Origin of the sequence: Pseudomonas prosekii (genome assembly GCF_900105155.1) — a bacterium.
Lineage (GTDB): Bacteria > Pseudomonadota > Gammaproteobacteria > Pseudomonadales > Pseudomonadaceae > Aquipseudomonas > Aquipseudomonas prosekii.
In genome coordinates this window covers 5,990,712-6,002,918 of the sequence record NZ_LT629762.1, presented here as the reverse complement: position 1 = coordinate 6,002,918, position 12,207 = coordinate 5,990,712, and the positions used below count along the sequence as shown (strand labels likewise).

Genomic DNA, 12,207 nt, shown 5'->3' with positions numbered 1-12,207 from the left:
CCGTCAGCGTAACGGGCGAAAGAACGCGCGGATGTCTTCGGCAAGTAGCTGCGGTTGTTCCATCGCAGCGAAATGGCCGCCCTTGGGCATCGTCGTCCAGCGTTGCACATCGAAGCAGCGCTCGACCCAACTGCGCGGCGGCATTGGCAGCTCGGCGGGAAACAGCGCAACACCAATCGGTGGCTGCACGCGTTCCCCGGCGGCAAATGTCAGCGGCCGGTTTCGACCTTCGACATACGGGCGCAGCGACGAACCGATGCTGCCGGTGAACCAATAAACGCTGATGTTGGTCAGCAACGCGTCGAGATTGATGGCGTGTTGCAGGTCGCCGGAACAGTCGGTCCACGCCTGGAATTTCTCGACCAGCCACGCCGCCAGTCCGGCCGGCGAATCGTTGAGACCGATGGCCAGCGATTGCGGTTTGGTCCCGTGCAGCCTGGCGTAAGCACCTTCGGCATCAGCGAACGTCGCCGAGCGGTCGAGAAAGGCTTGTTCGTCTGCAGTAATCGGCGGTTGATCAGGACCAAGCGGCGGACGATAGGAGCCGGGTACATAGTTCAGATGAATGCCGCTGACCCGATCGGGAAAACGCCGGCCCAGCCACGTCGAGACGCCGGCTCCCAGGTCGCCGCCCTGCGCGCCAAATCGCGCATAACCCAAACCCTGCATCAGCGCCGCCCATAGCCCGGCGACCTCATACGGCCCGACGCCTTTGTGCTGCGGAGCAGGGGAGAAGGCGTACCCCGGCAGCGACGGCACCACCACGTCAAAGGCATCAGCCGCATCGCCGCCATGGCTGGCCGGGTCGGCGAGCAGTGGGATAAGGCGCTGCATCTCGACAAAAGAACCCGGCCAGCCGTGGGTGAGAATCAGCGGAATTGGCGCGGGGCCGGTGCCCGGTTGGTGGATGAAATGCACGGTTTGCTCATGGACTTGGGCGAGGTAGTGCGGGAGTTGGTTGAGTTGCGATTCTTGCGTGCGCCAGTCGAAGGTGTCGGTCCAGTAAGTGATCAGCGATTGGAGAAACGCCAGGTCAGTGCCTTCGCTCCAGCCTTGGCCTTCGATCCCGGTCAGCCAGCGGGTGCGGTTCAGCCGATTGTGCAAGTCGGTGATGGCGTCTTCGGCGATGGCAATCCTGAAGGGTTGAGGCTGCATGGGGTGGATGTTCCTTGGTGGTAGTTCCTGGGCGGGCGTGTGGTGTTGGTAAGTTACGCCAGATTGCTGTTGCGGCGCACTTGTCAGTTTCCACGCCATCCAGCGAATTGGTGAAGTCCTGCCGAAGAACTGAGCCATGCCGTTATTTCAGGCCTCGATTCAGGCCATCCGCCTTAAGGCTGCGGCCATGCCGCCGCCGAGCAGGGCCATGCAGACCAGCAGCATCGGGAACGAAACCCACCACGGAAACGCGCTGGTCATCATGCTGAACTCGGACATGCCGCCAATGCTGGCGATCAGGTTGAGTGGCAGGAACACCACGTTGATCAGGGTCAGATTGCGCAGCGCCAGGTTCATACCGTTGTTGGCCAAATTGCCACGCGCTTCGATGAGGTTGGCGAAGACCTTGGCGTGGATTTTCGCCTGTTGGTAGCTTTGCTCGTTCTCGATGATCAGGTCGTTGAGCGAGTCCACCTGGCTCGGGGAGAAACCGTGGCGCTGGCCATGGCTGCGCAGCAGGGCGAGCACTGCGCCGTTACTCTGAATGGCGTTCACGTAGTACACGAGGCTTTCGCTCAAGTTGTACATCTGCACCAGTTGCTGGTTATCCATGGCGCGGTTGAACTGCTGCTGCACTTCGCGCGCCACCTGTTTGACAACGCGCAAGTGGCCCAGATAGTGGTGGACGCTTTCAGCCAATAGCGCCATCAGCACGTCCAATGGCCCGCTCAGCGCTGAGCCGCTTTCCAGACCTTCGAGGAGCGAGTTGCTCGCGCAAATCACCACCAGTCGCTGCTCGCTCAGCACCACACCGAAGGACGATACGTTGAACGCCCGGCCATCGAAACTTTCCGGGCGCTTCCAGATCAGGAACAGATGATCTGGCTTGATTTCGATTCGCGCGACTTCGTCCGGGTCCAGGGACGACTCCAATGCCTGATCGCCGACACCCAATCGTTCCCGCAGGAACGATTGCTCGCTGGCATCGGGTGCAACGCACAGCCAGACGCTGGCCTGATCGCCCGGTGCCTGGCACAGGATGCCTTGCTGAATGCAGTAGCCTTCGATCATCGGCTACCACGCCTGGCCGCGATGTTTGAGCTCCAGCCTCTGGATGAATGCCTGAAGCACACGCCGATACAGTTCATCGCCCAATACTCCGTCTTCGGTTCCCGCGTCGAGGTTGGGGTTGTCATTGACTTCAATCACCAACACGCGGCCTCCGGCCTGCTTGAGGTCGACGCCGTAAAGGCCATTGCCGATCAATCGCGCCGTGTCCACCGCCAGTTGCACAACCTCCGGTGGCGCTTGTTCTACCGGGACGGCCTTGCACAAACCGTTGATTTCGCCGGGTACGGCTTTGTGGTTGTAAATTTGCCAATGCCCTTTGGACATGAAGTATTGGCAGGCAAATAGGGCTTCGCCGTTCAGTACGCCGACGCGCCAGTCGTACTCTGTGTAGCAATATTCTTGAGCGAGCAGCAGCACCGAATGCTCGAACAATTGCTGCGCTGCCGAAGCCAGCGCCTGCGCATCGGCGACTTTTACCACGCCACGCGAGAAGCAGCCGTCGGGGATTTTCAGTACCAGAGGAAAGCCCAGACGACGGCCTGCCTGTTCCAGTTCCTGAGGTCGATCCTTGTAGAGGATTTCCGTGGCTGGCATGCCCAGACCGCGGCGCTTGAGCAGGTCTGTCAGGTACACCTTGTTGGTGCAACGCAGGATGGAAGATGGATCATCGATGACCACCAGACCTTCGCTCTCGGCTCTTTTGGCAAAACGGTAGGTATGGTCGTCTACGCGGGTGGTTTCGCGAATGAACAAAGCGTCGAATTCAGCCAGACGCGCATAATCTTTTTTCTCGATCAGCTCGACGTCGATGCCAAGCTGCTTGCCGGTTTCAACAAATCGCTCCAGCGCCAACGCGTTCGACGGTGGCAGCGCCTCGTCGGGATCTTGCAATATCGCCAAGTCATATCGAGCCATGCGTTTGGACGCCGGTTGACGCCACGTGCGGCGGTTGAAGGCGTCCAGAGCGTTGGCGAAAACATGCTGTTGATCATCACGAAGTTTGTGCAGTGCGCCCGGTTTGATTCCAGCGATTTGCCACGTCTCGCCACGGCGAAATTCGACCAGCAGGATAGGGCAGGGGAACGCCTCGAAGAGCTGCCGGCCAATCTCTTGCAGTGAATCGATGGTGGCTTTGCCGAAATACAATGACAGGGTAAAAGCTTCGGTATTGCCATAAGGATGGTTGGCCAACGCACGCTCGAGGGTGCGCTCCAGATCATCCAGACCGACCCCATAAAGCGCCTTGCGCGACAGCTCGCTGATGATGCGCACGGACGGCAACACTTTGTGCCCGCGGGCTTCGGCCAGCAAAGAGCAGTAGTAGCCTTGGCCGAGATATTTGTAGTTGCGGCACAGGTTGATGACCTGTGTGCGACCGGCGAAATCGTCGCTGTGCTCAAGGTAATCCTGGGCCAGCATCAAGCTTTCGCTAGGCAGGTAGCTGGCCCAGTCTTCCTTGCGTTCGACGAGGATCAGCAGCTGGCTGCTCAAGCGCCCCGTGCTGGGAGGTTCCTCTACGAGGGATATTGTGGAACGTTCCGATTTGTCCAATACTTCGTTCACGTTGGGTTGCACCGCTGACATGAGTAATCGATCCCTATTGAAGAACACGCCGCTTCAATAAATCACGGACGTCTGAGTCTGTCCCGGTTCGTTACTCAAACATTACGGTGTCACCATGCTTTTTAACTTTCGCGTTGCAGTGCTGGACGATGTCGATCAATTGGTGGCGTTGGAGCAGCAATGTTTCACGCTCGACCGGCTGAGCCAGCGCAATTTTCACTGGATGATCAGCCGTGCCAATAGCTGTTTGATCGTCGCCGAGCACCAAGGGCAATTAGCCGGATATGCCTTGCTGCTGTTTCATCGCGGCACCTCGCTCGCGCGCCTCTATTCCATCGCTGTCAGCCATGCGTGGCGAGGCCATCGTCTGGGCCAGAGGCTGCTGGAAGAGGCACAAACGCGTGCGCTCTCGCGCAATTGCGCTTGGTTGCGGCTGGAGGTAAGAGTCGATAATCCGGCAGCCATTAGCCTGTATGAGGCCAACGGGTACCAGCGCTTCGCGGTGGTGGAGGACTACTACGAAGACCATGCCGAAGCGCTGCGCTACGAAAAGCGAATCCTGCGTGACGCTCCGCCGCCGACCCGCCAGGTTCCCTATTATCAACAAACCACCGAATTCACCTGCGGGGCTGCCTGTTTGCTGATGGCGATGGCGGCCATCGACACCAGCCGACCGATGAGCCGCAAGGAAGAAATTCAGCTTTGGCGCGAGGCGACTACGGTTTTCATGACTGCAGGACACGGTGGCTGCAGCCCTCAAGGCCTGGCACTGGCGGCCTGTCGGCGCGGTTTTGAAGTACGCCTTTTGGTTAGCCAATTGGGCTCGCTGTTTCTCGACGGTGTCCGCCGTCCGGAGAAAAAAGCCATCATGAAACTGGTGGAAGAGCACTTCGCAGAGGATCTGGAGCAAGCGGGCGTCATCACCGAGCGAACGTCCAATTTCGACATCTGCGCAGCGCTTGAGGCTGGATTCAAACCCGTGATACTGATCAGCAGTTACCGATTCACCCGTCTCAAAGCGCCGCATTGGGTACTGATCACCGGTTGCGACGAGGAGTTCGTGTACCTGCACGATCCGGATGTGGATCACAGCCGACAGCACAAGAGCATCGATTGCCAACACCTGCCAGTGAGTCACGAAGAGTTCACGCGTATGAGCACTTTCGGCTCTCGCCGTGTCAGGGCTGCGGTCATGCTGCGGGGCGGTTGAAGGGGCGCGGCGCAATGCTCGACCAAGTTCAGGCAGCCGCACCAAGCGAGCGCGCTCCAGCAGCGCTGTACCTGGAAACTCCTTGATCTACTGAATCTGCCGGCCAAGCGGCGGCGGGGCGGTATTCAGGCGCCTGGCTGTCTGGCTGAAATTGAGTGTTTCAGCCAACGCCTGAAAACGGCGGATCTATCTGCGCGTCACGATACCTGTTGAGTATGGAAAGAGACAAAATCGATATTGGACGCAGTGGATGCGTTGCGCGGATTCTAAGTTACATCAAACAAGATTCCCTGGGTATCGATGCATAGGCATCACGACCCACGCCTGAAACTCCGCACAATGGAACCTGAAATGACAGCAGCCCGGATCGAGCGCCTAGAGACGATCATCGTCGACTTGCCCACCATTCGCCCGCACAAGTTGGCCATGCATACCATGCAGGGGCAAACCCTGGTCATTCTTCGCCTGCTTTGCAGTGATGGTATTGAGGGCATTGGCGAAGCGACGACTATCGGTGGGCTGGCTTACGGCAATGAAAGTCCGGAGAGCATCAAGACCAACCTCGACAGCTACTTTGCTCCGTTGTTGATTGGCCAGAATGCCGAAAACATCAATGCCGCCATGCAGCGTCTGGACAAGGCCATCAAAGGCAACACGTTTGCCCGCTCAGCCGTGGAAACGGCGCTGCTGGATGCTCAAGGCAAGCGCCTGGGTTTGCCTGTCAGCGAACTTTTGGGTGGGCGCGTGCGCGACGCACTTGAAGTGGCCTGGACGCTGGCCAGTGGTGACACGGCCAAAGACATTCAGGAAGCCGAGCACATGCTCGAACTGCGTCGTCACCGCATCTTCAAACTGAAGATCGGCGCCAACGTGCTGGAGCGCGATCTTGCTCATGTGGTCGCGATCAAGAAAGCCCTCGGCGACCGCGCGAGCGTGCGGGTCGACGTCAACCAGTACTGGAGCGAATCTCAGGCGATCAAAGGGTGCCAAATCCTCGGCGAAAACGGCATTGATCTGATCGAGCAACCTATCTCCCGGATCAATCGCGGCGGGCAGATCCGCCTCAACCAGCGCAGCCCGGCGCCCATTATGGCTGACGAATCCATTGAATGTGTCGAGGACGCATTCAGTCTCGCCGCCGATGGCGCGGCGAGTATTTTCGCCCTCAAGATCGCCAAAAACGGTGGACCTCGCGCTGTCCTGCGCACCGCCCATATCGCACAGGCGGCCGGCATTGCGCTGTATGGCGGCACGATGCTGGAGGGCACCGTCGGCACGCTGGCATCGGCCCATGCCTTCATCACGCTTGAGCAATTGCAGTGGCAAACCGAACTGTTCGGGCCGCTGCTGCTGACCGAAGAAATCGTCACCGAAGCACCGGTCTACCGCGACTTCCACTTGCATGTTCCGGCTACACCAGGCCTGGGACTGACCCTCGACGAAGAACGGCTGGCCCGCTTCCGTCGCCGCTAAACCTTGTTGTCAGGAGATGAGAAAGATGCTCTTCCACGTAAAAATGACGGTGAAGCTTCCCGTCGACATGGACCCACAGAAAGCCGCGCGTTTGAAAGCCGACGAAAAGGAACTGGCGCAGCGTTTACAGAGTGAAGGCAAATGGCGGCACCTCTGGCGTATCGCTGGTCACTACGCCAACTTCAGTGTTTTTGACGTCGAAAGCGTTGAGGCTTTGCATGACACGCTCATGCAATTGCCGCTGTTCCCGTACATGGATATCGAAGTGACCGGGCTCTGCCGCCATCCTTCATCGATCCATGAAGACGATCGTTAGGCGTCAAATTTTTCGACTTTAAACAGGCCTATATCGTGTTCGCAGTATCGTACCGTCCGGGTATGGCTCTGAAATGTCTTTTGACTTCCAACTGCAACCGGGAGGTCATAACGCGAGAGCATCGAAGCTTGCGGCCGTTCGTGCTTCAGGACTGCCGTAGCAGGAGGGAAGGGTGGTGACGCCACGCAAGTTGCCACCCGACATCAAGATCAGTGGCTACGGTCGCGTCGATGGCAACGCGGTTATCGACGAATTCAAAGTAAGTTAGTAACTCAACTAAATGACCGTTTAGTTTAGTTATATCTATTGTTGGTGCTACCAGGCTGCGAAGTGGCATATATGCTAGCTGCATTAGATGAATTAAGAGTTTGAATACTGATTAAGGCACTTCAGTGGGATGAATACGTGAACGGCGTTTATTTCCGGCGAACTTTCAGCCTTATAGGCACGAAATGCCAAGAATTGGCGGCAGCCAGCGCTATTTGATTACGGGCATTTATTATCTGGTGACTCTGGTGCTCCAATTGGGCATTTTGATTGAAGCCATCGGACATCATCCATTATTGCCAACATGAGATGCCATCCAGTAGGAACTCATCTAGCCGAACTGCTCGCTGCGGAACATTGTCGCCGACGACGTCGTTGGGGCTGGTGAATGTTTGCAGCTTCACATACAGGGCGGCGCACGGAATGCTTCACAGCTGATGGCTGAATCTGCAGGCTTTGGGTTGATCAGTGAAGCGGTTTGGGCCGGATTGGATTTTGCTATATGGAAATGGAGAATCCCAGGAAGCTGTTGGAGCATTTGTAATGCATGTCCGGCTGATTGAAAGGCTGACGCGGAAATGGTGCGAAGCCTTCAGGAGAATGTCATTTGAGTGTTGCTGGTCTTTGTCATATGGGGGCCTGGTGTGGTGAGCTTCAATCCTGCGGGTAACCGGGGCAAATCCGAAATACGTTGTTACGTGTAATGTGGTGCACGTTATGTTAGCGAGGCCGTCCTTCAGGACGAATCAGGCGCCGGGAAAATCGCGCAGCCCCGGCGACTGATTTACACATAGCGTGCATTATGCGTGGCCTTTTTTGATAGCAAAATCTGACCTGGTGATCGAGCTGAGCTAGTAAAAATGCCATCATTTTTGGACTTCAGAAAGGCAAAAGCCCAGTCATTGATGACCGGGCTCTGCAAGTGCCTCAAGGGCTACGTAACGGATATTAACGAGTTCCCGTTTTGCTGCCAAATCTCATGCTAAATGATTGCAAAAGCCAACCAGGTCATGAGCAGTTTCCCCAAATTTGCTATCAAAATGTTCCTTATTCAAAAACTACAATTTCAATTGTTGACCTACCTTTGCAGCGCCTTCTATATTCAGAAGTCGGAGCTATTCACCAATTTTCAAAGGGCATTTATGACTGAAGATCAACTAGTAAAATCGCTGGAAGATGTTTCTGTAGCTGAAGCTTTCAAGAACGCAAAGGGCAGTAAACTCAATGAGTTTCGTATTTTCTGGATTCATAAATCTAGAAATGCGGAGGAAAGCCACATGCAATTTCAACGCACCATGTCTGGTGATCATGAGATTTCTTTAGTCAAGATATCTGAGCTTCAGGAGCACTATCTCAAGCTGTGCCAATACCACTACGTACTTTCCAAAAAGTCCCAGCTTGTGGTCACTGAAGATGCTGAGGTTTTGAGTGCTGTAAACTCACGGCTTGATCAGGCTGAGCAGTGGAAATATTCCGCTGGTGAATGCCTTGATACTCTTCGTGATTGGACCTTTGAAGCAGGTCTGTCCTTATTTTCACGATCTGAGCAGTGACTTAGTATCAAGTCCTTTAATCCAGCCGACCTCGACCTGCCCGTAGGGCATTAGGCGCTTCGCAGATCCTCAGTAGTGCGTTGCAACACCGGCGCCGATACCCCGCAACGCGGGCCGGTCTATCGCCCAAACAAAAACCCCAGCGTTCCTGAGAGCCCTGGGGTTTTCTTCGCGTTCAAAAAGCTTGTAGTCGCCGTGGTGTCACCACGCGCCCTGATTTTCCCAAGGCGTTATCTCGGATATTGCGCGCAGCCTGCGCGGTCCCGTGACGTGTAGCGCTATCCCTTGACAGGTCCCGGCAGGTCCGATGTTTCAGCAACGGTTGGTCACTTGTCCTAGCGGAAGGTACGGCACTCGCCTCGGTGTTGTTTGGCTGCGTTGTTTGATCCCCAGAAATAGCCGATCAGTCCCGTGATACCCACCGGAATGAGCGCTCCAAACCCGAAGCCGTACCCTAATGTCAGGTCTGTGCCCAGGTACTTATTTAGTGCTGTCGGTAGTCCAAACATTAGCAGAGCGCCCAGGACGGCACCGACTACCGCCATGAACTGGCCGGCTTGATGCATTTCTTGTTGCGTAGCTCCCCAGATGACGGTGCCTAGGCAGCCCTGGCAGGTGGAAACACCTTTGTTGAATTCAAAATGACATTGGCCACATGTGTACGTCTCTGCTGACATTTACTGCTCCTTTTTCGATCTGATTTTTGGTTTTTGCTGATTGGGTCTTTGGAGCGAAGCGGGTGGGGGTGCTGTAACACCCCCACTTTGGTATGAAACCTCATACTTTTTCGGCTACCGATTTTTCTCGTAGCGCTTCAGCGGCATCGCGAGATTCTGACGATTTTTGTTTTCTTCCTTGTGAGCGTCATCAAATGCGCGGATACGCTCCAGCTCAAATACTCGCTCTTGAACAAGCATGGCCCGGATCACCCGTTTTACCGTTTGACGTGTCTCTTCCTCGGTTTTTCCAAGCTCGCGGACGAGCAGTGCTAAGTCGCCATCCTCAGTCATTTCATCGTCATCAAACATGATCTGATCTGCAGAACATCCTAGAGAGATGATCAGCTTTTTTAGGTTGTCGGCTCTAGGGCTTGAGATTTCGCGCTCAATGTCGGCCACCGTCCTTTCTGGCATTCCGCTCAGTTTCGCCAGCTCCTTCAGATCAAGGTTCTGCCTTAGGCGCTCCTGCCTGATTCTGCTGCCGATACCCATATCTGTCTCCAAAATCACAGTAAACCGTTCTAATTTACCGATTATCCGACAAAAACCGTTTCTTTTCTCTTGACTCGTGTAGCTGCATCGCTATTATCTCGGTATTCCTCCTTTTCAGGAACGGAATACGCGCTTACAGAGTCTGCTGGGCTGGTGGCTTTTTTGCCCTGGAGATACTGAGAGCCTTACCTATGCGGTTAGCCGCATGTGCTTGCAGGGATTTTGATGTTTTACGACTGGATCAAGGCATCTCAGGATTACTCCTTCGACCTTCGAAAGGTAGGCAACATTCTCCTTCGTCGTGTAGATGCTGAAAGCAATGAGGTTCTCAGTGAGTCCGCTCCTCCGTTTCATGCAGAGGGTAGCTACTGCACTACCTTCAAGATCAACGTTTGTGGTCGTCGATTAACTGTTGATGGTAATTCCTCACGTATTAATCGACTTGACAACGTTTTTGGCATTGAACGCCTCGATGACAATATGAAGGTCATTAATGCAGTTCTCGCTGACTGGGATCTACCTCCACTGACTAAATGCACAAAAGTCGAACATCTTCAAAATGGAGGTTCCCTTACAGACGGCGCTGTTTTTCACCGTCTTGATTTAACTGACAATTTTTCAGTAGGGAAGGGGAATGAACGAGCTTTCTTACGCGGCATATCTAGTCAGCGCTTTCGTAACTCCATTGGTTATTTGTATCCGGACGGAAACACCACTGTTTGGACTCCTAAAGGTGGTGAGAAAGCAGGTCGTTTGGTGTATCCAGGAAACTATAATAAGGCCGCTGAATTAGAAGCGCACTTACTCCCTAAAGTTAAAAAAACTTATGGCGAGGATTCGGACGAATATACATATGTGCGAGATTTAAGAGATTGGTGCGCATCTGTAGGCATGGTTCGTTCTGAAATCAAGTTGAGATCAGAATTTTTAAAGCGTGAGCGCCTTTGCCATTGGGGCCTTTTTGACGAAGACAGACTGCGGCATATACACCGCGACTTTTTAACTGTAGGCGACCGAATGAAGGTGACCGCCATGGACATTACTAGCATTTCTGAACAGCTGTTAGCTGAGAACATTTGTGATTCTATGCAAGCTGCGGGACGTACTGCGGGTTATGCGTATGAGTGGATGAATGGAAAGAAGTTCGACCTCACAAAGTCTGCTGTTAAGGTGCATCGCGCTCGTCTACGACAAATTGGTATTGATATTAAGTTGCCTTTTGACAGCTCGCGTCATGGCGTTGTTTTTCTTCGCAATGTACGGGAAGTTGAACGTAATTTCGAACTCGGCATGCCTTCGTTTTATCGACCAGCCTCGATACCTGGTCGTCTAAGATTGGTGGCTGCATGAAAAACGTTTGTTTTCAAGGAACAGCACTTAGTCCTGGTCAGCGTCGACAGTTGGTGTTTCAGCAGAAGGTCCGTGCGGCTTTCAGTAACCCTGTTCTGAATCAGCAAGTATCACAAACTATTGAGTTTCTTGAAGCACGGAAAGAACAGGGCGTAAAGCCTCAACAGATCTGGTTTTTTGACACGCAAGAAATAGGAACAATATCCATTGCAGAATGGATGGGCTTCTGATGGATAGAGTTGCTTATCAGAATCTACGTTTTGCTGTGGAGGCAGAGTTTATAAATGCACTTAACAATCCTCAATGTGATGAGCGTGCTGGGATTAATAATCTTATGCGTTTGTTTCTATCTGCACTGGCTCAGCAAGAAGTAAATCGGCAGCGCTCTCGCCGTGAATTTAAAACCTTCAGGCGTGAACCTGATGTAATTGTGCCCGGCTGGGCATTTCACCCCCCAGTGGAAAAATGAAAGAATGAAAATCCTTAAAGGCGTAATCGTCGATGTTCTTGATAAAGGCACACCAGAAAAGCCCTGGGCCATTGTTGGTATTCAGGCCGAAAGTGTTAACCGGAACGGGATGAAACAGTTTGAGCTGTTCGAGCTTTCTGTTTTCGGCGATGCGGTCAAAAATGGCCTTCATAATGTTTATCGTGCACAAAAAGGTGTTGAGGTTTATGTGCCGTTCACAGTTTCTTATAACGAACGTTATAAAGAATTGAATTTCCAGCTCGCCGGTCTCCCTCTTCGCCTTGAAGAACAGCGACCTGTTCAAGCTGCTTCTTCGACCTCGCAGAAGTCTGCGTAATGTCCGGTTTACTGCATTGCCCTGGTGATTTAATTATTCAGGGCGGTGCTCCCTCGTGTTCGGTCGATTGGGTTTCTGTTCCTTACATTGTCCCTTTTGATCCTTCACAACTTGATCCAGTTATCTTGGCTCAAGCCTTTGGCGCGGGATTCACATTGGTAGCTAGCTTTATGGTTATGTCGATGGGAATTCGTGCGTTTTTAAACTTCATCAAACAATCCTGAGGATTCAT

15 protein-coding genes are annotated in these 12,207 nt (G+C 53.8%); 9 read left to right on the top strand and 6 right to left on the bottom strand.

What is annotated here, in order from left to right; all coding sequences use genetic code 11:
• Positions 1–3: 3 nt before the first annotated feature.
• The 3 genes from BLU01_RS27080 to BLU01_RS27070 all read right to left on the bottom strand — a co-directional run bounded on the left by BLU01_RS27080 (position 4) and on the right by BLU01_RS27070 (position 3,810).
• Positions 4–1,155: an epoxide hydrolase family protein gene (locus BLU01_RS27080; RefSeq protein ID WP_092281245.1), complete on the bottom strand. Its 1,152-nt coding sequence runs from the start codon at positions 1,153–1,155 to the stop codon at positions 4–6.
• Between the two features lie 159 nt (positions 1,156–1,314).
• On the bottom strand, positions 1,315–2,226 hold the full coding sequence (locus BLU01_RS27075; RefSeq protein WP_092281243.1) for a magnesium transporter CorA family protein: 912 nt from the start codon (positions 2,224–2,226) through the stop codon (positions 1,315–1,317).
• A gap of 3 nt (positions 2,227–2,229) precedes the next feature.
• The gene (locus BLU01_RS27070) at positions 2,230–3,810 is read right to left on the bottom strand and encodes a RimK family protein (RefSeq protein WP_092281241.1); all 1,581 of its coding nucleotides are present in this window, start codon (positions 3,808–3,810) and stop codon (positions 2,230–2,232) included.
• A gap of 94 nt (positions 3,811–3,904) precedes the next feature.
• Here BLU01_RS27070 and BLU01_RS27065 point away from each other — a divergent pair, with 94 nt between their 5' ends.
• Positions 3,905–4,999 carry a GNAT family N-acetyltransferase/peptidase C39 family protein gene (locus BLU01_RS27065; RefSeq protein WP_092281239.1) on the top strand — a complete coding sequence of 365 codons (1,095 nt, stop codon included), beginning with the start codon at positions 3,905–3,907 and terminating at the stop codon, positions 4,997–4,999.
• An 87-nt stretch (positions 5,000–5,086) separates the two neighbouring features.
• Here BLU01_RS27065 and BLU01_RS28155 read toward each other — a convergent pair whose 3' ends face one another.
• On the bottom strand, positions 5,087–5,185 hold the full coding sequence (locus BLU01_RS28155; protein WP_331716159.1) for a LysR family transcriptional regulator: 99 nt from the start codon (positions 5,183–5,185) through the stop codon (positions 5,087–5,089).
• Positions 5,186–5,350: 165 nt separating this feature from the next.
• On the opposite strand from BLU01_RS28155, the gene BLU01_RS27060 reads away from it, so the two are divergent.
• The 3 genes from BLU01_RS27060 to BLU01_RS27050 all read left to right on the top strand — a co-directional run bounded on the left by BLU01_RS27060 (position 5,351) and on the right by BLU01_RS27050 (position 8,608).
• A complete protein-coding gene (locus BLU01_RS27060; protein ID WP_092281237.1) occupies positions 5,351–6,472 on the top strand; it encodes a muconate cycloisomerase family protein in 1,122 nt (373 codons plus the stop codon).
• A gap of 25 nt (positions 6,473–6,497) precedes the next feature.
• On the top strand, positions 6,498–6,788 hold the full coding sequence (catC, locus tag BLU01_RS27055) for a muconolactone Delta-isomerase (protein ID WP_092281235.1): 291 nt from the start codon (positions 6,498–6,500) through the stop codon (positions 6,786–6,788).
• Positions 6,789–8,197: 1,409 nt separating this feature from the next.
• The gene (locus BLU01_RS27050; RefSeq protein WP_157720196.1) at positions 8,198–8,608 is read left to right on the top strand and encodes a hypothetical protein; all 411 of its coding nucleotides are present in this window, start codon (positions 8,198–8,200) and stop codon (positions 8,606–8,608) included.
• Between the two features lie 335 nt (positions 8,609–8,943).
• Here BLU01_RS27050 and BLU01_RS27045 read toward each other — a convergent pair whose 3' ends face one another.
• Positions 8,944–9,285: a hypothetical protein gene (locus tag BLU01_RS27045; RefSeq protein WP_092281231.1), complete on the bottom strand. Its 342-nt coding sequence runs from the start codon at positions 9,283–9,285 to the stop codon at positions 8,944–8,946.
• 114 nt (positions 9,286–9,399) lie between these two features.
• The gene (locus BLU01_RS27040; RefSeq protein ID WP_092281229.1) at positions 9,400–9,819 is read right to left on the bottom strand and encodes a helix-turn-helix domain-containing protein; all 420 of its coding nucleotides are present in this window, start codon (positions 9,817–9,819) and stop codon (positions 9,400–9,402) included.
• A gap of 225 nt (positions 9,820–10,044) precedes the next feature.
• Between BLU01_RS27040 and BLU01_RS27035 the strand changes: the two genes are divergently transcribed.
• Genes BLU01_RS27035 through BLU01_RS27700 form a run of 5 tightly spaced genes read left to right on the top strand, consistent with a single transcriptional unit; the run spans position 10,045 to position 12,199 of the window.
• On the top strand, positions 10,045–11,169 hold the full coding sequence (locus BLU01_RS27035; RefSeq protein ID WP_092281227.1) for a phage/plasmid replication domain-containing protein: 1,125 nt from the start codon (positions 10,045–10,047) through the stop codon (positions 11,167–11,169).
• A complete protein-coding gene (locus tag BLU01_RS27030) occupies positions 11,166–11,399 on the top strand; it encodes a hypothetical protein (protein ID WP_092281225.1) in 234 nt (77 codons plus the stop codon). The genes BLU01_RS27035 and BLU01_RS27030 overlap by 4 nt, the downstream gene beginning before the upstream one ends.
• On the top strand, positions 11,399–11,638 hold the full coding sequence (locus BLU01_RS27025) for a hypothetical protein (RefSeq protein ID WP_092281223.1): 240 nt from the start codon (positions 11,399–11,401) through the stop codon (positions 11,636–11,638). The genes BLU01_RS27030 and BLU01_RS27025 overlap by 1 nt, the downstream gene beginning before the upstream one ends.
• Positions 11,639–11,642: 4 nt before the next feature.
• Entirely contained in the window at positions 11,643–11,975 is a 333-nt protein-coding gene (locus BLU01_RS27020) for a hypothetical protein (RefSeq protein ID WP_092281221.1), read from the top strand.
• A complete protein-coding gene (locus BLU01_RS27700; RefSeq protein WP_157720195.1) occupies positions 11,975–12,199 on the top strand; it encodes a hypothetical protein in 225 nt (74 codons plus the stop codon). The genes BLU01_RS27020 and BLU01_RS27700 overlap by 1 nt, the downstream gene beginning before the upstream one ends.
• The last annotated feature ends 8 nt before the right edge of the window (positions 12,200–12,207 follow it).